At 64.8% G+C, this 21,165-nt stretch carries 19 protein-coding genes; 5 read left to right on the top strand and 14 right to left on the bottom strand.

Annotation, left to right across the window (positions count from 1 at the left end):
- Positions 1 to 130: 130 nt before the first annotated feature.
- The 6 genes from KIT10_15755 to KIT10_15730 all read right to left on the bottom strand — a co-directional run bounded on the left by KIT10_15755 (position 131) and on the right by KIT10_15730 (position 4,923).
- A complete protein-coding gene (locus KIT10_15755; GenBank protein ID MCW5900712.1) occupies positions 131 to 1,840 on the bottom strand; it encodes a hypothetical protein in 1,710 nt (569 codons plus the stop codon).
- Between the two features lie 179 nt (positions 1,841 to 2,019).
- Positions 2,020 to 2,196, bottom strand: coding sequence for a Lacal_2735 family protein (locus KIT10_15750; protein MCW5900711.1), 177 nt, complete (start codon positions 2,194 to 2,196; stop codon positions 2,020 to 2,022).
- A 43-nt stretch (positions 2,197 to 2,239) separates the two neighbouring features.
- A complete protein-coding gene (locus KIT10_15745) occupies positions 2,240 to 2,992 on the bottom strand; it encodes an NRDE family protein (protein ID MCW5900710.1) in 753 nt (250 codons plus the stop codon).
- A 45-nt stretch (positions 2,993 to 3,037) separates the two neighbouring features.
- Positions 3,038 to 3,343, bottom strand: coding sequence for a hypothetical protein (locus tag KIT10_15740; protein ID MCW5900709.1), 306 nt, complete (start codon positions 3,341 to 3,343; stop codon positions 3,038 to 3,040).
- A 156-nt stretch (positions 3,344 to 3,499) separates the two neighbouring features.
- Positions 3,500 to 4,198 carry a ZIP family metal transporter gene (locus tag KIT10_15735; GenBank protein MCW5900708.1) on the bottom strand — a complete coding sequence of 233 codons (699 nt, stop codon included), beginning with the start codon at positions 4,196 to 4,198 and terminating at the stop codon, positions 3,500 to 3,502.
- On the bottom strand, positions 4,195 to 4,923 hold the full coding sequence (locus KIT10_15730; protein MCW5900707.1) for a class I SAM-dependent methyltransferase: 729 nt from the start codon (positions 4,921 to 4,923) through the stop codon (positions 4,195 to 4,197). Before KIT10_15730 ends, KIT10_15735 begins: the two co-directional genes overlap by 4 nt.
- Positions 4,924 to 5,075: 152 nt before the next feature.
- Here KIT10_15730 and KIT10_15725 point away from each other — a divergent pair, with 152 nt between their 5' ends.
- On the top strand, positions 5,076 to 5,633 hold the full coding sequence (locus tag KIT10_15725) for a SiaB family protein kinase (protein MCW5900706.1): 558 nt from the start codon (positions 5,076 to 5,078) through the stop codon (positions 5,631 to 5,633).
- 15 nt (positions 5,634 to 5,648) lie between these two features.
- The gene (locus KIT10_15720; protein ID MCW5900705.1) at positions 5,649 to 6,044 is read left to right on the top strand and encodes a DUF1987 domain-containing protein; all 396 of its coding nucleotides are present in this window, start codon (positions 5,649 to 5,651) and stop codon (positions 6,042 to 6,044) included.
- 9 nt (positions 6,045 to 6,053) lie between these two features.
- On the opposite strand, the gene KIT10_15715 is transcribed toward KIT10_15720, so the two are convergent.
- From KIT10_15715 to KIT10_15695, 5 genes are all read right to left on the bottom strand, one after another.
- Complete coding sequence (locus tag KIT10_15715; GenBank protein ID MCW5900704.1) at positions 6,054 to 9,116, bottom strand: ATP-binding cassette domain-containing protein; 3,063 nt, start codon at positions 9,114 to 9,116, stop codon at positions 6,054 to 6,056.
- A gap of 96 nt (positions 9,117 to 9,212) precedes the next feature.
- Positions 9,213 to 9,632, bottom strand: coding sequence for a hypothetical protein (locus KIT10_15710; GenBank protein MCW5900703.1), 420 nt, complete (start codon positions 9,630 to 9,632; stop codon positions 9,213 to 9,215).
- 2 nt (positions 9,633 to 9,634) lie between these two features.
- Entirely contained in the window at positions 9,635 to 10,495 is an 861-nt protein-coding gene (locus KIT10_15705; protein MCW5900702.1) for a hypothetical protein, read from the bottom strand.
- A 151-nt stretch (positions 10,496 to 10,646) separates the two neighbouring features.
- Positions 10,647 to 11,906, bottom strand: coding sequence for a sugar MFS transporter (locus KIT10_15700; GenBank protein ID MCW5900701.1), 1,260 nt, complete (start codon positions 11,904 to 11,906; stop codon positions 10,647 to 10,649).
- A gap of 111 nt (positions 11,907 to 12,017) precedes the next feature.
- Complete coding sequence (locus tag KIT10_15695; GenBank protein ID MCW5900700.1) at positions 12,018 to 12,182, bottom strand: hypothetical protein; 165 nt, start codon at positions 12,180 to 12,182, stop codon at positions 12,018 to 12,020.
- Positions 12,183 to 12,299: 117 nt separating this feature from the next.
- Between KIT10_15695 and priA the strand changes: the two genes are divergently transcribed.
- A complete protein-coding gene (priA, locus tag KIT10_15690; GenBank protein MCW5900699.1) occupies positions 12,300 to 14,759 on the top strand; it encodes a primosomal protein N' in 2,460 nt (819 codons plus the stop codon).
- Positions 14,760 to 14,764: 5 nt separating this feature from the next.
- Here the strand turns inward: priA and KIT10_15685 are convergent, their stop codons facing one another.
- From KIT10_15685 to panB, 3 genes are read right to left on the bottom strand one after another with little or no spacing between them, the layout of a single operon-like run.
- Positions 14,765 to 16,174: a hypothetical protein gene (locus KIT10_15685; GenBank protein ID MCW5900698.1), complete on the bottom strand. Its 1,410-nt coding sequence runs from the start codon at positions 16,172 to 16,174 to the stop codon at positions 14,765 to 14,767.
- Positions 16,175 to 16,219: 45 nt separating this feature from the next.
- Entirely contained in the window at positions 16,220 to 16,915 is a 696-nt protein-coding gene (locus KIT10_15680) for an RluA family pseudouridine synthase (GenBank protein MCW5900697.1), read from the bottom strand.
- The gene (gene panB / locus KIT10_15675; GenBank protein MCW5900696.1) at positions 16,902 to 17,720 is read right to left on the bottom strand and encodes a 3-methyl-2-oxobutanoate hydroxymethyltransferase; all 819 of its coding nucleotides are present in this window, start codon (positions 17,718 to 17,720) and stop codon (positions 16,902 to 16,904) included. Before panB ends, KIT10_15680 begins: the two co-directional genes overlap by 14 nt.
- Positions 17,721 to 17,857: 137 nt before the next feature.
- Here panB and KIT10_15670 point away from each other — a divergent pair, with 137 nt between their 5' ends.
- Together KIT10_15670 and dnaK are read left to right on the top strand one after the other, a co-directional pair.
- A complete protein-coding gene (locus tag KIT10_15670; protein MCW5900695.1) occupies positions 17,858 to 18,922 on the top strand; it encodes a hypothetical protein in 1,065 nt (354 codons plus the stop codon).
- A gap of 317 nt (positions 18,923 to 19,239) precedes the next feature.
- Positions 19,240 to 21,144: a molecular chaperone DnaK gene (dnaK, locus tag KIT10_15665; protein MCW5900694.1), complete on the top strand. Its 1,905-nt coding sequence runs from the start codon at positions 19,240 to 19,242 to the stop codon at positions 21,142 to 21,144.
- The last annotated feature ends 21 nt before the right edge of the window (positions 21,145 to 21,165 follow it).

The raw sequence follows: 21,165 nt of genomic DNA, 5'->3' as shown, positions 1-21,165 counted from the left end.
CGAGAGGTGATAATGACAAGCACCCCAGCAGAAGCATCAGTGCGGATCGACCTGCATAGGATCCGCTGACGCCACATCTCCCGGGTCCGTTGGTGCCCGGCACCTCTTCGCATCGCTTCGTCGCCATGTTCTAGAAGTTGATCCCGTATGTGATCCGGGAGGTGATCTCATGGAAGGTCTGGAACACTGTTTCGTCCGCAGCCTCGTTGCGCAGGTAGATCCCTTGCAGGGACAGGCGCCCCTTCTTGTGCACCGCGATGCCCAGGTCCAGCATGCCGCTCAGGGTGTAGCCGTTCTCCGTGCCATTGAAATGGTTGCGGTTGTACATGGTGTTGAAGCCCAATTGCAGCTTCCGCTTGAGCACCGGGAAGCCCATGCCCAATCCCGCACCCAGCGAACCCACATCCCCCTGCGCCAGCACCGTGTTGTTGTAGTTGAGCGATGCGGTGGTGGTGATGGCCCGGTGGATCCACGTGTGGCTGTACACCAGGGCCCCCACCAGCGTGTGCTGGTCGGGTGCCGCGTTGATAGTGGCCACCGGACTGTTGAGCGATTGATACACCCCCACCAGCTGGATGCTGCGCACCGTCTTGTCCGTGATGAGGTTCAGGTAGGGCACCAACGTCCAGTTGTTGCTCACCTGCTTGAACAATTCGGACTCCGGCGACACGCGCGTGGGGTTCTGTGTCACCCCGAAATTGCTCCAGCTGGCATTGAGGCCGAAGCGCTGCGTGGGGTTCCAGTTCATGCCCACATTGCCGATGAGCCGCTCGCTGGTCACCAGCCGCTGGCCGCTGAGGTTGTCGCGCTGAAGGCCGAAGCTGCCGTTGAGGCTCACCCGGCCACTGTCCAAACGCAGATTGGGCGCCACGGTGAACTGCTCGATATCGTTCTGGAAGAAATAGGCGCCCATGCTGCGGTACTCGGGGTCCACCCGCTTGTACAGCAGGGCAAGCCCGCCCTTGGGTGCCTGGTAGTTCAGGCTGGTCTCGCCGGCACTGAGGAACTGGGTGGAGATCTTCGCCCCGAGCCAGCCGCCCAGCACTTCCTGCACAAGCCCCACTTCGCCATCGGTGGCCCTCGCCGGTTGGCGATCGTCCAGCGTGTAGGCACTGGCTCCCAGGTCCGCCTTCCAGAACAGGCGTCGCTTGTCTTTCCGATAGAGGTCCTTGCGCCAGGCTATGCCCACGGCGGTGTTGCGTTGCGGTGGCACACTGTCGCGCTGCAGCGAGGTCAATGAATTCTCCACATCCCAGCCATGCAGGTAGGTCAGGTCCACGAAACCCTCGTGGTGGCCCATGCCCAATTTGGCCGCATAGGCCATGCGCCGGTAGCTGGGCATCGGACGGAAGGCCAGCGGATTGGCGAACTGGGCGGAATCCAGCGCCGTGCTGCGGTTCAGCCGTCCGTACATGAAGCCCATGCGCAAGCCCGAGCGCGGCCCATCAGGCTTGTAGGCCGTATTGATCTCCAAACCGCCTCCCAGCATGCGATATCCGGCCAACGTGTACTGCGAGAAGTTCACGTTCCGGTAGCCCGCATGCAGCGTGAGCCACTTGTAGCGCGGGCTTACACCATACTGGTTGAAGGGCTGGTAGAAGCGGTTCTCGAAATTGCCCAACAGCAGTTGGAAAGGCATGGCCACGCCCAACACGGTTACCGTGGGGGCGCCGCTGAGCATCCAGGTAAAGGGCTGGCGCCGTGCCGTGATGCCATCCACACTGTAGGTCTCGAGCGAAAAGTTCAGGTTGCCGCTGATGGTGACCGGCTTCTTCAGGTCTATCGCCCCGATGTCCTGGCCGGAGACCATGACACCCGGCACCATGCACGATGCGAGCATGACCCCGCGAAGACCGGCACGTAGTGGACGGGATGGTTCCGGCATGGCGGGTGGTTGTTGGCAACGGGCAAGGGTAGCCCGCTCCCTGGCCCTGTTGCCAGCACGATCGATCCAATGGTGTGCGTGCTTATCCGTCGGTGGGACGGCACCCTTCAGCACCGATCACCACCGGATGGGGATCACTTCCGCGCCTGACCGGATCGCTCGATCTCCGCCAGCACCTCCTCCGCCTCCGCACGCTTCAGATCGCTCGCCTTGCGGTCCACATGGCCCAGGCGATGCGCTTCCTCCAACAATTGGCGGTAGCGCCGCTCCAGGGCGGCGCGCGGGTCTTTCTTCTTGAAGAGTCCGAACATGGGGCGGGGTTCCCTGATGGAACACCATCTGCAGGCAAGTGGTTCACCCACGGTCAGCCCAGGCCGCACCGAGATCCAGGGTATGCCGGCTTTCACCCCCGCCATCGTGCGACCGCTCGATGAAGGTGGCCACCCCCCCGGCATCCACCAGCAGCACCGTACTCGCCCGGGTGCCGTAGCTGGGAGTGCGGATGAAAATGCTGCCCAGGGCGCGCTCCCATGCCTCGCCCACACCCGTATCGGGCAGCGCCTCCACGGGTGCCGGGCATTCGTCCGCAAGCATGTCGAAGAGGTCTTCCGTGGGATCGGCCCCATGGCCCGCGAGCACTTCTTCCAAGTGCCCCTTGGCCCTTTGCACTTTGGGCCACGGTGTGTCCAACAGATGGTTGCTCAATCCCAGGATTCCTGTGGGCAGGGCCATGTCCGTGCCATCCACATTGTTGTGGTAGCGCAACCGGCCGATGGGTCCATAGATGAGATTGTACCCGGCAGTGGCGGTCGGGGGCAGCTTGTGCGCGTCACTGAGCAGGGCTTCCACCACCACAGCGCCGCGCGATGGACCTTGGGGCCAGGCACGACGCATGTCCCGGTGGTTGGTCAACGCCGCGAACCGGCCTTGCCGGCTCAGCCCCATCCAGGTACCACCCGCCCGCAGATCGCGGCCCGCCAGGATCCCCGGATGATCGGCCCAGAAGTGCGCGCCGGCCGAGGGCCGCTCCAGGAACTCATCCCGGTTGGCCGCCACCACCAAGGGGTAACGGGTGTGCACCCGATGGGCCAGCACCAGCAGACACATGCCACGAAATAACACCGAAAGGCGGGCGCGAATGGCCCGCAGGAACTACAACACCACTTCGCCCTTGAGGAACATGACGAAGATGAACGTCATGAGAAAATGGTGGAAGAGCAACAAGGTGGTGGCCAGCTTCAGCACCATGCGGCCATTGGGGGTGAGTTCCGGGAAGAGTTTCTTGTTGTTGATGGCGATGATGGGCAGGGGAACGGTGGCCAGCAGGAAGGTCACCGCCAGGACCTTGAAAAGGAGCACGTTCTCCATCACCCCGAAGAACAGGTGCATGTAGTAGAACAATAGTCCGGCGAAGGATAGGATCCCCAAACGAAGAAATAGGCGTGTTTCGGCGATCATGGCCTGGTGTTGCCGCTTTGGTGACGCACCTCCGCTGCCTCTCGTTGCCGCAGGTTCCGCGCCGTAGTGCAAAGTACCGCGATCGGGGGGGCCTGAGTCAATGGGTGCGGTCAGGCGCGCAGCTCCATATTCTTGGTATCCAACGCGGCGCGAGGATCAATGGCTGGACAAGGCGGCGAGCAGCACACCCAGCAACACGGCCAGGGCCCTATCGCGACGCATGCGATGCTCGGGCGCGCTTTCGAAGATGATGGTGGCGCCGATGTGCAGCAGCATGCCGATCGCCAGCCCCAGCAAGCGGTGGAGGATGTCCCCGCCCATGCTGTCGGCGGCCAGCCAGCCCACCAGGATGCCCGCTGGAGCGGCGGCGGCGAAAACGAGGAGTACGATCCAACTGTAGGAACGTCCACTTCCCGAGCGCAGCAGCACCGTGGCCAGGGCGATGGCCATGGGCATCTTGTGCAGGAGCACCCCGGCCACGAAAGGCCTGTTCGCGGCCACGCCAGCATCGGCGAAAGGCATGCCCTCCACGAAGGAATGGATGCAAAGGCTCAACAGGGTGAGCAGCGGCAGGGCCTGGCCCGTGGTGGCGTGCAGGTGCCCATGCTCGATGCCCCGGCTGTAATACTCCAGCGCCACCTGGAGCAGGAACCCGGCCAATACCCAGGACCCCACCCCCCCATGTCCTTCGCCATAGAGGTCGGGCAGCATGTGCAGGAACACCACGGCCAGCAGAAAGGCGCCACTGAAAGCCAGCAGCAGACGCAGGTGGTCCGCCTGCGGCCGGAAAATGCGGACGAGGCCACCGGCCAACAGGGGCAGCACGAAGAAGAGTATGGCGATGACCTCGATCATGCGGTTTCCTTGGTGGTCCAGAGCACAAAGCGATCGGAACGAAGCGGATCGAAGGGGTCCAGGCGGGGGCCATCGGTGCGGTCCACCACCACAAGCCCGGCTTCCTCGGCCAAGCACTCCAATTGGGAGGGCCGCAGCAGGCGAACCCGCTCCTCGAAGCGATGCATACGGCCATCGTCATCCACGGTGATGCTTTTCACCAGCGTGCCATTCTCCTGCCGCCGTTCGGTATGGAAGCGCACACCCGCGATCAGCCGGTCCTCATCGGGCATCACGTTCCCAAGCACCCTGGGGGTGTTCATGAAATCCAGCACGAAATGGCCACCCCTGGCCAGCATGGTGTGCGCGGATCGAAGCACACGCAGATCATCCTCTGGTGCCGCGGTGTAGCCGATGCTCGTGAACAGGCAGATCGCCGCATCGAACTCGGCACCTGGGATCGGCTCCCGCATGTCGTGCACATGGAACTCGGCCTCAGGGACGCGCTCGCGGGCAGCGATGATGCTGGCAGGTGACAGATCGATGCCCGTGACCCGCATGCCGGCCATTACCAGGCACCGGGCGTGCCGCCCCCTGCCGCAGGCCATGTCCAGCACCCGGCTGCCGGCCGGCAGCCGCCAACGGGCCAGGATGGCCTCCACCCATAGGGCCGCATCGCGCTCATCGCGGTGGCCATACAGCAATTCGTAGTAGCGCGAATCGAACCAGGGCGTGGACCAGCTCATCGCAGGTGCTTGGAAAGGGCCGCCAATGTAGGGCATCATCCGAAGGCGGGTTGACAAGTACGTGGATAACTCCACCATCCACGGGCCTTGCTCGCGGCCGGTCGCGGCTTGTTTTGCCTGACGGTCCCCTCAACGCCCCTCGATCGTTCCGCATGCTCGACAGGATCTACGACCTCTACGACGAAATGGAGCGTCAGCGCGTGATGCTCTCCTTCAAAGGCGATCTGACCGGCGATCTGGTCACCGCGCTGCTGGGGCTGGTGGAGCGGAAGATGGAGATCATCGAGCCCGACCCGCGCGCGCGCAAGCGCGTTTTCAACGTGGTGATGGAGTGCCTGCAGAACCTCTTCCACCACAACGCGCGCCTCAAGGTGAGCGATGGCCAGGCCAGCCCCACCGATGAACCCCATGGCGTGGTGATGATCGTCCAGTCCGAGAACGGCTACTCGGTGCTCACCGGGAATTTCATGGCCGGCGCGGATGTGGACCAGCTCCGATCCCATCTGGACCGGATCAACAACCTGGCCGCCGACCAGCTTCGCGACCTCTACCGGGAACGTCTCAGCAATGGCCAGTTCAGCCTGCATGGCGGCGGTGGCCTGGGCATGATCGACATCGCGCGCAAGAGCGGTGGCAAGCTGGAATACGGCTTCGTGCCCTTCGATACCGACAACGCCTTCTTCAGCCTCAACGTCAACGTCACCACCTAGCACCACATGGCCACCATGGGACCTCTTGTGATCGAAGGGACCGCCAAGACCCCCTCGATCCGCTTCGACGCCGAGACCGGCCTGCTCGAGATCAAGGGCCGCTCCATTCCGGAGAACTCCATCGACTTCTACAAGCCATTGATCGATTGGCTGGACCGCTACTCACGCGGGGTGAAGAGCAAGACCGCCCTGCATGTGCAGCTCGAATACTTCAACACCAGCTCATCGAAGTGCATCCTGGACGTCTTCAAGAAGCTGGAGGCGATCCGCATGGCCGGGAACGAAACGGCCGTGCTATGGCACTACGAGCGCGACGACGAGGACATGCTGGAGGCGGGCGAGGACTACGCGGGCATCATCAATGTGCCCTTCCGCATGATCGAGATCGCCGAGGTGGACGGCGGCGCTTAGGCACGCCGGTCAACTCCCCTTGCGGCCGGGCATCCAGGCCATCGCGCGCGGGAACCACTCCAGGTACAAGGCAAGGCCCAACAGCAGGGACATGGTCCAGAGCATGCCCACGTTGGCCCAGAGCGTGGGCAGGCGCCGGCCCATGAGCCATTTGGACGGAGCGTAGAAGTGGGCCGCGAAGAATCCGCCGCGCGCGGGTTCCAGGTAGATGGGGTCGCTCTTGCGCACCAGCCCCCCGCGGTACTCCACGATCACGTTCACATCATTCTTGTTGGTGACCACTTCGGCCAGACCCTCGTTGCGGTGCTGGTCGTACAGCCGGAAATAGGCGGTGCGTGCGGCGGGGTCCCCGGTCATCTCCGCGATGCGCCCTTCCTTCTCCTTCTCGGCCTCCTTGAAGGTGCGGCGATAGTGCGCGATCAGGGTGTTCAGCGCGGCATCGGCGTCGTCCAGCACGGCGTCCGTCACACGGCCCGGGCGCAACCGTTCGATCCCGTCGAAATTGAACCCTTCCAGGGACGCGCTCTCGTGGGCCAGTTCGGTGCGCAGCAGATCGAGGTCCGCGGAAGCCTCCTCCACCGGCCTGCCCTCGCGCAGCGCGCGGCGCACATCGGCCGAACGGTTCAGCAGCTCGCGCGCCCAAAGGTCCTTCTTCCAGTTGGCCGTGCGCATGCGCTGGTCGTGCCGGTAGAATTCACGCTCGTAGGCGTTCTCCATGAATTGCGTCACGGCGAGCGCTTCGTAGGCCCAGCGAGAGGCCATGATGTTGCCGATCCAGGGCACACTGCGCTCCGAGGCGAACCAGGGATGCAGCTTGTCGAACTTCACGATGATGCCGCTGAAGAGCAGCTGCGGGATGATCAGCACAGGGATCATGATGTAGATCACCTTGGCGCTGTTGAAGCTGGCGCTCACGTTCAGGCCGAGCACGTTCGCGAAACAGGAGGTGCTGAAGAGCACCAGCCAGTGCGCCCAGAACAGGTCGCGGATGCCCAGCACCTGCGTGGCCACCAGCATGAAGAGCAGCGTCTGGATGGCCGATATCGTGAATAGCAGCGTCACCTTGCTCACCAGGTAACTGGCCCGGCTCAGGTCGAGGAATTTCTCGCGCTGCAGGATGCGCCGGTCGCGGATGATCTCCTCGGCGCTGACGGTGAGGCCCAGGAACAGCGCCACGATCACGGCGATGAAGAGGAATTGCGGCAGGTTGTCGTTCTCCCGGAACACATATGCCGCATCACCATGGCCGCTTTGGTGGTACTTCAGGAAGAAGGCCATCAGAAAGGCGAGCGCGGGGGCTTCCAGCAGGTTGATGAGCACATACTGCCGGTTGGCGAGCTTGCTCAGCAGGTCGCGTTTGAGGTAGACGATGCATTGGAGCAGGCGCGAGGGCGTGGTGAAGGTGCTGCGCGGCACGCTGCGTTCCTGTGGCACCTGCTCCATGCGCCCCACCGCCTGGGCGCGGAACACCTCGTTCCAGGCCTCGGGGCTGATGCGGCGCTGGTCGGTCTCGTTGCCGTATTCGTCCACCAGCTTCGACTCCAGGATGTTGAAGATCTGCTCGGGGTTCACATTGCCGCAGGCGGCGCACTGGCCCACCTCGCTGTTCACCTGGCCGGTGACACGCTTGAAGTAGACCACCGCGTCCACGGGGTCGCCGTGGTAGACCGGGTGGCCCTCCTGGTCGAGCAGCAGCAACCGGTCGAATAGCTTGAAGATGTCCGACGAGGGCTGGTGGATGACCACGAAGACGAGCCTGCCCTTCAGGGCCAGCTCCTTCAGCAGGTCCATGATGTTCTCCGAATCGCGCGAGCTTAGGCCGCTGGTGGGCTCGTCCACGAAGAGCACGCTCGGCTCGCGGATGAGTTCCAGCGCGATGTTGAGCCGTTTGCGCTGGCCGCCGCTGATGGTCTTGTCCAGCGGGCTGCCCACCTTCAGGTCCTTCACCTCATAGAGCCCCAGGCTCTGCAGCATGCGCAGCACGCGTGAGATCACCTGTTCCTTGTCCAGGTCGCCGAAGCTGAGCCGGGCGTTGTAGAAGAGGTTCTGGAACACGGTGAGTTCCTCGATCAGCAGGTCGTCCTGGCTCACGTGGCCGATCACGCCGCGGATGCGGTCGCGTTCACGGTGCACATCAATGCCGTTGATGGTGACGCGCCCGCGACTGGGGCGCAGGTTGCCATTCAGCACGTTGAGCAGGGTGCTCTTGCCGCTGCCGCTGCCACCCATGATGCCGATGAGCTTCCCGGAGGTCTCGGCCAGATGCAGCTCATGCAGGCCGGTGCGGCCGTTCGGGAAGACGAACTCGATGCCGTCGGCCTGGAACACGATGCGCGGCCTGCCCGCCGGGTCCATGAAGGCGCCCAGGATGTCGCTGTAGTAGATGGGCACCCCGTTGGGCGGGCGCACACTGCTGCCGTTGCCCAGCACATAGTGCCTGTCGCGATCCATGGGCTGGCCGTTGAGCAGCACCCGGTCATCGCCGGTGTAGCGCATCACGTACAGGTTCACGCTGGGCAGATGCAGCACCCGCAGATCGCCGGGCAACGCATGGGTGTGCAGATGGCGCGCGCGCGCCATGGTGTTGCCCAGGGCCGCGTCGATGTAAAGCAGATGCTCCGCGTCCTCGCGCTCCTGCTTCCGCTGGCGCACGAATCGGCGGCAACGCATATGATCCTCCTGGCCGATGTTGAAGGTCTCGGCCACAGTGGTCACGAACTCGGTCTCTTCTTCGCTGGGTTCATCATGCGCATGGATGAACTCCAGCAGGTGCAGCAGCACCACGAACTTCTGGCGACGGTCGAGCTCCTGGTTCACCTGGGTGCAGATGCCGAGCATCTTCACCGAGTTGAGCGAGGTGCGCTTGCGCGTGGCGCGGGCACCGCCATGGTAGTCCTGCACGAATTCGGCGAAGCGGGCCATGTGGGCCGCCGCCTCCTCCGGGCTGAATTGGCGGCGCAGGAAGCGCTCCAGAGTGAGGGCGTTCACCGCACGTGCACCATCCGCCGCGCCATCACCGCGTGCGATGATGGCGAAGAGTTGCAGCAGCGCCTTGAGGATCTTCTCGCTCATGCGTCCTTTCGTCCTGTGGGATGGCCCGAAAAAAGAGCGCCCCTCTTTACGGGAGGGGCGCCCAAAGGTTCACGGGCCTTTGGCCCTGTGGCCAGGCTACTTCTTGAAGCCGATGAGCATCACGGCGCAACCGCTGCCGGCCTTCGAGGCGTCCAGCGCGGCTTCGATGGTGACATCCAGCGTGTTGGTCACGGCCAGGTCCCAGTAAGGGGCATTGCTGTGTTCGCGGTTGCTGAAAAGCAGGTTGCGCTCGCGGTCATAGACGCTGAACTGGAGGATGCCGTCCGTTTCACCACTGCAGGCCGCCACACGGTAAGTGGTGCCACCGAAGAGGGTCAGACCGAACTCGGCCACCTCGTCTCCCTGCAACAGGGCGCGATAGAACTGCCCGTCGGGGATGTAACGTGCGGTGATGTGCTGCTCGCAGCGGCTGGCGATGGGCTCGCACATGCCCTGCGACATGGCGGCCGGCGCGGTGGCCAGCAGGGTGATGGGGAATATCAGATGGCGAAGCATGGTCATGCGATGATCTGGGCGCGGAGCGCGTTCACTTGTTCGCGGATGGCATCGATGGTGGCCGGCGGGATCTCCACGCTGGACTTGCTGTTGATGTAGGTGGTGCGGGCGGAGGCGTCGGTCACGGGTTCCTCATAGGTGTAGGCCCGCTTGATGCCCGAGAATTGGCCCTGAAGGCCTCGCAGCCCCTTGAGCAGGCCCTCGGCATCCACGTCGGCCTGCTTTTCCAGCAAGGCCACCAGGCCATCCAGTGTACCACGCTGGTCGCCAATGCGGTGGACCAGCGTCCGCACGTTGACGGCCTCAGCATCGTTGAGCACAAGGTGCAGGGATTCGATCCAGCCGCCGGCCAGCACCAGAACACCCACGTCATCGCGGTCGTTCTCCTTCAGGTAGCGATCCGCAGCGCGGAAGGCGGTGCCGCTGAAGAGCAGCAGGCTGTCCTCGTTGCCGAGGTTCTTCTTGAAGCCGTCCAGCAGGCTCTTGTCGAAGGCATTGCCCAGGTCCAACTGATTGCCCACTTTCTCGATGGCCTGCAACGTGGCCATGGCCCGCTGGCCGTCCTGATGCACGGTCACATAGGCGAGGTCCGCACCGAGCATGCCCAGCAGGGTGGCCTGGTTGGTCTTTCCCGCACTGGTGCTGGCGCTTTCCAGCGGAAGCGGCAGGTCCTTCCGGTAGGGCAGGCCCGCTTCACGGATGGCCAGCGCGGTCTGCGCCGGTGATGGAATGCTGAAGACCCGGTCACCGATGCGCATCACCTGCTCATCGGAAGGCGCTTCGGGAATGGACGGGGTTTGTCCCTGGTCACTGGCATCGCCAGCGCCACCGCCGCAGGCGGCAAGCAGCAGGATGATGGCCAAACCGGGAAAGGTCCTGGGGGTCAAGGGCGTGATCATACCGGAGCGTACGGGGCTAAGGTTCGGAGCCGAAGGTAAGTGGGCCTTCTACGGGGCTCGGGCGCGAAAGGCTTCACTTTTCAACAGCCCTGGCGTGGCCCATGGCGGCCTTCCACTACCAGCGTTCCAGGCGGGAACCGCGACGGGCGTACCAGGCGATGAAAAGATAGCAGGGCAACAGAACGGCGTAGGCCCACTGCGGGCCGATCGCCGGCAGGTCGCTGAGACGGCCGTAGAGCAACGGCAACAAGGCCCCACCGGCGATGGCCATGATCAGCAACGCGCTGCCCACTTTCATGTGGCGGCCCAGATCGCGGATCGCCAGCGGCCAGATGGCCGGCCAGACGAGCGCGTTGGCCAGGCCCAGGAGTGCGATGCACCAGACCGACAGTGGACCTTCCGTGAACAAGGCGGCCAGGGTAAGGGCCACCCCCAGCCAGGCGGAGATCGCCAAGGCGCGCGCCTGGGTGATGAAGCGCGGTATGGCGATGATGCCCAGCACATAGCCCACCACCATGGCGCCCAAGGTCCAGCTGGTGAGCTGCCGCGCGGTGGCCAGCGGCATGCCCTGCGCCTGGCCATAGAGCCCGATGGTATCCCCCGCGATCACCTCGGCGCCCACGTAGAGGAAAAGGGCCACCACCCCGAGCACCAGCCAGGGGTGGTCCAGCACCCGCTCACGCCCACCCGCAGCCATGCCCTGCTCCCCATCCAATTCCAATTCCGGCAAAGGCCCCAGGCGCACCAGGAAGCCCAAAGCGACCAGCACGGCCGCCATACCCGCGTAGGGCACGATCACCCGGCGGGCCAGTTCGTCCAACCGCTGCGCACGTTCCGCGTCCGCCAGTCCTTCCAGCGCCGCCACGAAGGCATCACCATCGGCCAGCACCACATAGCCCAGCGCGATCGGGGCCAGCACGCCGGCCACCTTGTTGCAGATGCCCATGATGCTGATGCGGCGCGCCGCGCTTTCCAATGGCCCCACGATGGTGATGTAGGGATTGGAGGCCGTCTGCAGCACGCTCAGTCCCGTGCCAATGATGAACAAGCCGGTGAGGAACAGGCCATAGGTGCGCAACATCGCGGCCGGAATGAAGAGGCATGCGCCCAGGGCCATCACCAGCAGCCCGGCCATCATGCCGTTCTTCAATCCGATGCGTTGCAGCAGCCAGGCTCCCGGCAACGCCGTGAAGAAGTACGCGATGTAGAAGGCGAAAGCCACGAGCAGCGCACTGAAGTTGTCAAGTTCACAGGCGATGCGCAGGTAGGGGATCAGCGCGCCATTCAGCCAGGTGACGAATCCGAAGAGGAAGAAAAGCCCACCGAGGATGAGGATGGGCGTAAGGGGTTCCCGCGAGCGATCCGCCATGCGCATGGTCCGCGATGGTTCGCGGCGCGGTGAAAGTATCCCTGGGTCCCCATCGCGATCGGCGGCTTCAGCTCCGATCGGCCAACAGCACACTGTCGATGGACGCCTGCCGGCGCGTCACCAATTCAACTGCTTCTTGTAGTACCGCGGAAAACGGATGCTCTTGCGCACCTGCTGGTAGTAGCGCCTCCAGCGCGGTGTATCCTGGTCGTAGACCTGCGAGGTCGAGGGCGTTTCCGGCGCCTGCTCCTTGGGCGTGCGGGTTCGTTTCCTGGCTTCCATGCCGATAAGACAAACGACATCGCCGAATTGTTGCCCGGGGGATCATTGGATCGCCCAACGGTGACTTGAAGGACATGATCGGTACCTTCCACGTCACGAGCGCCCATTTTTGTGCTCTTGTCCACGCACCGCTTCGCCGATGTGATCCTGCCGCTGGCCGTGCCCGGCCGGTTCACCTATGCCCTGCCCGATGGCCTGGGTCCCGTGGTGCCCGGAATGCGCGTGGCCGTGCCCTTCGGACGGGGCAGGAAGATCTACGGCGCCCTGGTGCAGCGTGTGCATGATGAAGCCCCCGGCCACCATGCACCACGCGAAGTGCTGTCACGCCTGGACGACGCCCCGGTGGTGACCACCACGCAATTGGAACTCTGGCAGCGCATCGCGGACCACTACCTCTGCACCCTGGGCGAAGTGATGATCGCCGCGCTGCCCGGCCAACTCACCCTGACCAGCGAGACACGCCTGGTGGCCGCTCCCGGCCCCGTGGCCGACGCCGCCCATGACCGCGCTTCCGCAGCCTTGCTCGCCGCCCTGGCGGGCCGCGAAGTGCTCACCCTGGCGCAGGCGGGCGAGATCCTCGAAGTGAAGGACCCCATGCCCGCCGTGAAGCGGCTGATGGAACGCGGCGCGTTGATGCTGGAGGAACAATTGCGCGACGACCACAAACCCAGGATGGTGGGCTATGTGCGCCTCTCCACCGCCGCATCGGAGGAGGAGGCGCTGCACGACTGGTTCGACCAACTGGAGAAGAAGGCGCCCAAGCAGTTGCACATGCTGATGCGCTACGTGGAGTTGAGCCGATGCTTGAGCGATGCCCCGCGCGAAGTGGAGAAGCGCAAGCTGCTGCACCTCAGTGGCGGTACCGCGGCCATGCTGCGGCAGCTGGTGGAGAAGGGCCTGTTCGAGACCTACGAGCGCGAGGCGGGCAGCGCACCGGAAGGACCCTACGAACGACCCGCGGGCCGGCTCAGCGATGCGCAGGCGAAGGCACTGGCGGAGATCGAGGCGGCTTTCGAGCGCCAGGACGTGGTGTTGCTGCATGGCGTCACCTCCTCGGGCAAGACCGAGGTGTACGCGCGGCCCATCGATGCGCAACTGGCCATGGGCCGCCAGGTGCTCTACCTGCTGCCGGAGATCGCGCTCACCTCCCAGATGATCGGGCGGCTGCGCGGCCTATTCGGCGACCGCGTGGCCGTCTACCACTCGCGCATGCCGCAGCGCGAACGCACCGCCCTGTGGATGCGCATGGCCCGCGGCGAAGGGCCTTCCATTCTGGTGGGCGCGCGATCGGCGCTGTTCCTGCCCTTCACCAAGCTCGGCCTGGTGGTGGTGGACGAGGAGCACGACCCCAGCTACAAGCAGCATGAGCCCGCCCCGCGCTACCAGGCACGCGACATGGCCATCGTGCTCGCCGCGCTGCACGGGGCCAGGACCATCCTGGGTTCGGCCACACCTTCCATGGAAAGCCTGCACAACGCCCATGCGGGGAAGTACGGCCATGTGAAGCTCCTCACGCGCTACGGCGACCTGCCCATGCCCTCCATCCTGCGCGTGGACCTGCGCGAAGCACGACGCATGAAGAAGATGCGCGGGCATTTCTCCGCCACCTTGATCGACACCATCCAACAGGCGATCGGACGGCGCGAACAGGTGATCCTCTTCCAGAACCGGCGTGGCTATGTGCCCGTTTGGCAATGCGCGGCCTGCGGCTGGGTGCCCGAGTGCGACCACTGCGACGTGAGCCTCACCTACCACAAGCACGACCACCAACTCCGCTGCCACTATTGTGCGCGGCGCTACACCCCGCCTGTGGTCTGTGGACATTGCGGCGGCAACCGCCTGCGCATGCTGGGCTTCGGCACCGAGAAGATCGAGGAGGAACTCGCCGGTCTCTTCCCCGAGGCGCGCATCGCCCGGCTGGACCAGGACACCGCGCGCGGCCGCAACGCCGTGGACCGCATCCTGGAGGACCTCGCCCAAGGGGCGCTCGACATCCTCGTGGGCACGCAGATGGTGACCAAGGGCCTGGACTTCGACCGCGTGAGCGTGGTGGGCATCCTGCACGCGGACAACCTGATGCGCTTCCCTGATTTCCGCGCCCACGAGCGGGCCTTCCAATTGATGGCGCAGGTGGCTGGCCGCTCCGGCCGGCGCGATACGCCCGGCACGGTGGTGATCCAGGCCGATGAGGTCGGCCACCCCGTGCTGGACCTGGTGGCGCGGCACGATGTGGAAGGCATGTACCAGCGCGAACTGGGCCACCGTCTGGCCCACGGCTACCCACCCTTCACACGCATCATCAAGCTCACGCTGAAGCACCGCCACCAGGACCGCGTGGCGGCCACGGCGCGTGTGCTGGCGGAAGCGCTGCGTGAAGGGCTCGGCGAGCGTGTCCTGGGACCCGACATCCCCGGCGTGTCACGCGTGCGCGACCTGCACCTGCGCGACCTGATGATCAAGATCCGCCGCAGCGCGCATCACAGCGAGAAGGCATACGTACGCGAGACGATCGACCGCGTCTTCGCCCTGCCCGAGCACGCACCCGTGCGCCTCGTCACCGACGTGGACCCGAACTGAACCGATCACTCGATCACCACGCGCAACGCCGATCCTTCCGCGAAGCGCAGCAGGTGCAGCCCCGGCGTCAGCGATGGCCATTCGATGCGGGCCGCGCCCATGCTGAAGTCCGCGAAACCCTGCAGGACCGCACGGCCATCGGCGGCGTGGAGTGCGAACGAATGGCGGCCGCTGCGGGCATCGCTGGCGGAGATGAAGAGCTGGTCGTGCGCCGGATTCGGATGGACGCTCCACACGCTTGGAACGGCTCCATCGATGCCGGTCCAGGCACAATCACCCTGCAGCTGATCGAACCAGGCCTTGGCCGAAAGCAGCGCGGGGAAGGCGCAGCCGCCGTGGTCGAAACTCGCGCCGGCGCTCATCGCCTGCACGGATGCGGCGCCGTTGGCCTGCATGGCCTGCAAGGTCACGATGCTGTTCTGGTAGACCACGTGGTCGTCCGCCTCGCAATAGATCATGCGCACCGGGGCCTGCGGGGTCCAGTCGTAGAGGTCGTTGTCGCGCAGCGCCACACGGAAGAAGTGGTCCGGGTCGCTGTTGAAGTCGGCCAGCACCTCATCCTTCAGGATCTGGCTGGGCACGTTGGGCATCACCGCGTCCACCGGCCCTGAACCATTGTTGCCTTGGAAGAGCGGTGGCAGCAGCGTGGCCCAGGGCTCTTTCAGCACATCGCCCAGATCGTCCACCATGCCGGGGTAGACATGGTGGTAGGCGAAGAGGATGTAGGGCAGGTAGTAGGGCGCGGGGTAGGGATCGGGTGAGACGATCACTTCGGCCTGCACGCCACTGACGTCGTACGGACCGCTGCAGGGTGCGCTGGCCGTCACGGTGAATTCCTCGGCGTATTGCTCCTCGATCATCCTGTGGGTGGCCATGCAGGCGTGCCCGCCCTGGGAGTAGCCCACCAGGAAGAGCTGGCCATTGAGCTGCACATCCTTCTCCGCGCAGAACTCCCGCGCCGCGCGCAGCATGTCGATGCTGGCGGAAGCTTCCGATGCCGCATGGATGTACGGATGCATGCCGGGCGAATCACCCAGCCCCAAGTAGTCGGGCAGCACGCCCACATAACCGGTGGCGCCCATGAAGCGCCCCACGATGATCTCCCCGCTGAGCCGCGAGGGCACGTCCTCCCGGTGGAGGATGGTGCCGTGCATATAGGCCGCCAGCGCATGGAAGCAATCGTTGGAGACGGGCAGCACCAAGGCGCCGCTGGCGATGGTGGGCTCGCCGAAGGGGTCCAGAGTGGCGTAGCGGATCTTGTACACCTCGATGGGAAAGGACGCATTGCCGATGCCGTTCGTTATGAGTTCCTGCACGGTCCAGGTCTCCAACAACTCGTGGTCCAGCAGCACCTGAGCGGGCGCCTGGGTGAAAAGGATCGCGGCCAGTGGAAGTAGCGTAATGGATCGATGCATGCTGGAATGCTTGAGCGTTCGTGCGGGCTCAAGATAGGGCCCGCATCAATGGCCCGCGATCCCCGCCAGTTCCAGCAGCACCTGCCAGATCCGGCCCTCGGGCGCTGGTGCGGTCACGGTCATGCTTTCGCCGGTGGCGGGGTGGTCGAACGTGACCGAACGCGCATGCAAAGCGATGCTGCGGGCCGCGGCATCCCTGCCACGCTCGCCCCGCCGCGCGCCATACTTCACATCGCCCTTGATGGGGTGGCCCCAGGCCGCAAGTTGCGCGCGGATCTGGTGAAAGGCCCCGCCACCGGGCGATACCTCCAACAGACTGTACCGATCGCCCGCGGACAAGGTGCGCAGGTGCAGCATGCTGCGCGCTCCCGCAGGCGTCCCGGTCTCCAGGCGGGACTTGCGTGCCCGGCCGTCGCGTTGCAGTGCATGCTCCAAGCGGTGTTCGCCTTCCACCTTTCCCTCCACGACGGCCCAGTAGATCTTGCCGATGGCGCGCGCACGGAACAGCGCGCTGAGCTTCGCTGACATTTCCGGCGTCCGCGCGAAGAGCACCACGCCACTCACCGGGCGGTCCAAGCGATGCGCCGGTGCCAGGCCGCTGGTGAGCTGCGCGACGAGCGTGGTGAGCGACGCATCGCCGCTGGGATCGTCCTGCACGGGCATGCCGCAGGGCTTGTCCACCGCCAGCAGGTGGTCGTCCTGGTGGAGGATCCGCAGGGGCGGGCCCTCAGTACTGCTCATCGGCATTGGGGAAATCGCGTGAACGCACGTCGCGGATGTATCCGGAGACGGCACCGGAGATGATGCCGTGCAGATCCGCGTAGCGGCGCAGAAAGCGCGGATTGAACTCCTGGTTGATGCCCAGCATGTCGTGCAGCACCAGCACCTGCCCGTCCACGCCGTTGCCCGCGCCGATGCCGATGACCGGGATGGAGACGCTGGCGGCCACTTCGGCCGCGAGCTTGGCGGGGATCTTTTCCAGCACGATGGCGAAGCAACCGGCCTCTTCCAGCAGCCTGGCATCCTCGCGCAGGCGCTGGGCCTCGGCCTCCTCCTTGGCGCGCACCACGTAGGTGCCGAACTTGTAGATGCTCTGTGGCGTGAGGCCCAGGTGGCCCATCACCGGGATCCCCGCCGTGAGGATGCGCTCGATGGAACCGATGACCTCGCGCCCGCCCTCGAGCTTCACGGCGTGGGCTCCGCTCTCCTTCATGATGCGTATGGCCGAATTGAGCGCGCCCTTGGTATTGCCCTGGTAGGTGCCGAAGGGCAGGTCCACCACGATGAGCGCCCGCTGGCAGCCGCGCACCACGGCACCGGCGTGGTAGATCATCTGGTCCAGCGTGATGGGCAGGGTGGTCTCGTGGCCGGCCATCACGTTGCTGGCGCTGTCGCCCACAAGGATCACGTCCACGCCCGCGCCATCCACCAGCCGCGCCAGCGAATAATCGTAGGCCGTGAGCATGGCGATGGGCAGTCCACCGGCCTTCATCTCCTGCAGGGTGTGGGTGGTGACGCGCTTCACGTCCTTCAGGCTGGTGCTCATGGGCCGGGGCCACCCTGGTGGGCGACGCTTGCAAAGCTACTCCCCCGTTCCGCAGGCCGTGCGGCGCGCACCGTTCATGGATCGGCCCCTTGCGCGTGGAGGGGGCGGCTATCTTTGACGCCCTGCAAGGAACCCGCATGCGCAAGACCCTCATCGCCCTGTCCGCCGCCACACTCGCCGCGTGCAGCACCGAATTGGAAGTGAACGCCCCCTACGAGGAGAACACCGTGGTGTACAGCCTCCTCAACATGCGCGACTCCATCCACTTCGTGAAGATCAACAAGGCCTTCCTGGGCGAGGGCAACGCCCTGGACTACGCGATGATCCCCGACTCCAACGAGTACCGCGACGAGGACATCAGCAAGGCCATGATCTACCGTGTCGCGAATGGCGTGCGCGTGGACTCCTTCCCGCTGCGCGACACCCTGGTGGACGTGCGGGAGTCCGGCATCTTCTACCACCCGCAGCAGAAGCTCTACTACTTCCAGGAGAACAACGTGTACCTGCTGCCGCAGAGCGTGGTACCCGTGTATCTGCAGCAGGAGAACGACTACGAACTGGACCTGGTGGTGCGTGGCCGGCAGGTGCGCGCCACCGCCCCGATCGTGAACGACTTCTCCATCTCGCCCGTGCTGCAAGCGCCCCAGACGGACATCAACCTGATCGCCGCCAATGGCGGCTTCGGCAGCTACGAGGTGCGCTGGAACAGCAGCCGCGACGGCAAGCGCTACGAGGTGAGCTACCGTTTCAACTACAGCGAGGTGCGCGGCACGGACACCCTGCACAAGGCGATCACCACCCGCATCGGCAATCGCGTCACCGCCAATTCCCAGAACTCCGAAGCCCTCTCCCTGGTGATCGACGGCGGGCTCTTCTTCGGCGGCATCGCCAACGCCGTTCCCTTCGACCCCTCGGTGGACAAGCGCATCTTCACCGGCCTGGACATCCTCTTCTATGTGGCCAACGATGACTTCCACACCTTCCTCACGCTGAGCGAGCCCGTTTCGGGCATCATCGAGGAACGCCCCGCCTTCTCCAACGTGGACAACGCCTTCGGGGTCTTCGCCAGCCGCTACGACAAGAGTGTGCTGGGCAAACGCCTCAGCGACGCCTCACTGAACTACTTGATCAACAGCTCGGAAATGGCCAACCGCCGCTTCTGCTCGGCCTTCAACGTGGGGCCGCCCTACGGCTGCAATTAGAAGCCATCTCTGAATGGTCTTCGGCAGCGAGCCGGTGGGGTTCCGCGCCCAGCCAAGGCGAGAAACCCGCGCATAGCCGGGCGCTCTGCAAAGGTTGAGCAACGAAGGATGGGCGCGAAAAACCCCGGCGCAGCCCGAAGGTCCATGCTGAGTTGGCCTCTGAAACCCGCCGCTGTCGTTCTGTCAGCATCGAAGCCCGCGCCGATCGCGGGCTTTCGTCTTTCCTGACGATCGCGCAGCCCTTCCGGCGCTGGCATGGACCTTGACCGCCCGGCGCCACCCGCCAAGAGCAATGCGGGACATCAAACAAGATCGACATGAGCAAGATCATCGGCATCGACCTGGGCACCACCAACAGCTGCGTGGCGGTGATGGAAGGCAATGAACCCGTGGTGATCGCCAACAGCGAAGGCAAACGCACCACCCCCAGCGTGGTGGCTTTCGTGGACGGCGGTGAACGCAAGGTGGGCGACCCCGCCAAGCGCCAGGCCATCACCAACCCGGTCAACACCATCTTCTCCATCAAGCGCTTCATGGGCAACTCCTACGACGAGTGCTCCAAGGAGATCGGCCGTGTGCCCTACAAGGTGGAGAAGGGCCCCAACAACACGCCCCGTGTGGCCATCGGCGACCGCCACTACACCCCGCAGGAGATCAGCGCCATGGTCCTGCAGAAAATGAAGAAGACCGCCGAGGACTACCTCGGCACCACCGTGAGCGAGGCCGTGATCACCGTGCCCGCCTACTTCAACGACGCCCAGCGCCAGGCCACCAAGGAGGCCGGTGAGATCGCCGGCCTGAAAGTGCGCCGCATCATCAACGAACCCACCGCCGCCGCCCTCGCCTACGGCCTGGACAAGCGCGGCCAGGACCAGAAGATCGTGGTGTTCGACTGCGGTGGTGGCACGCACGACGTGAGCGTGCTGGAACTCGGCGACGGCGTCTTCGAGGTGAAGGCCACCGATGGTGACACCCACCTGGGCGGCGACGACTTCGACCAGGTGATCATCGACTGGCTGGCCGAGGAGTTCAAGAACGACGAAGGCATCGACCTGCGCAAGGACCCCATGGCCCTGCAGCGCCTGAAGGACGCCGCCGAGAAGGCCAAGATCGAGCTGAGCAGCACCACCAGCTCGGAGATCAACCTGCCCTACATCATGCCGGTGGACGGCATTCCCAAGCACCTGGTGCGCAGCCTCACCCGCGCCAAATTCGAGCAGCTCGCCGACAGCCTCATCAAGCGCACCATCGCCCCCTGCGAAAGCGCCCTGAAGAACGCCGGCCTGAAGACCACGGACATCGACGAGGTGATCCTGGTGGGCGGCAGCACCCGCATCCCGGCCATCCAGGAGGCGGTGAAGAAATTCTTCGGCAAGGAGCCCAGCAAGGGCGTGAACCCCGATGAGGTGGTGGCCGTGGGCGCCGCCATCCAGGGTGGTGTGCTCACCGGCGACGTGAAGGACGTGCTGCTGCTGGACGTGACCCCGCTGAGCCTCGGCATCGAGACCATGGGCGGGGTGATGACCAAGCTCATCGAGGCCAACACCACCATCCCCACCAAGAAGAGCGAGACCTTCAGCACGGCCAGCGACAACCAGCCCAGCGTGGAGATCCACGTGCTGCAAGGCGAGCGCCCCATGGCCAGCGGCAACCGCACCATCGGACGCTTCCACCTGGACGGCCTGCCGCCCGCGCCGCGCGGCATCCCGCAGATCGAGGTCACCTTCGACATCGACGCCAACGGCATCCTGCACGTGGGCGCCAAGGACAAGGCCACCGGCAAGGAGCAGAGCATCCGCATCGAGGCCAGCAGCGGCCTGAGCAAGGAGGAGATCGAGAAGATGCGCAAGGAGGCCGAGGCCAACGCCGACGCCGACAAGCAGGCCCGCGAACGCGTGGACAAGCTCAACGCCGCCGACAGCCTCATCTTCCAGACCGAGAAGAGCCTGAAGGAATACGGCGAGAAGATCCCCGAGGAGAAGCGCAAGCCCATCGAGGATGCCGTGGCCCGCTTGAAGGATGCCCACAAGGCCCAGGACGTGGAAGCCTGCGAGAAGCTGATGGCCGAGTTGAATACCGCCTTCCAGGCCGCGAGCCAGGAGATGTACAACGCCGCCCAGCAGGCCCAGGCCGCCAACGGTGGCGCACAGCAGAACGCCAACACCACCGCCGACGCGGAAGTGACCGACGTCGATTTCGAAGAGGTGAAGGACGACAAGTAGGGGCGCATCATGATGCGCCCG

This window comes from Flavobacteriales bacterium (assembly GCA_026129465.1).
Taxonomy (GTDB): Bacteria; Bacteroidota; Bacteroidia; order Flavobacteriales_F; family PHOS-HE28; genus PHOS-HE28.
Note: the sequence above shows the minus strand (reverse complement) of the source record. Positions and strands in the feature narration are given on the sequence as shown.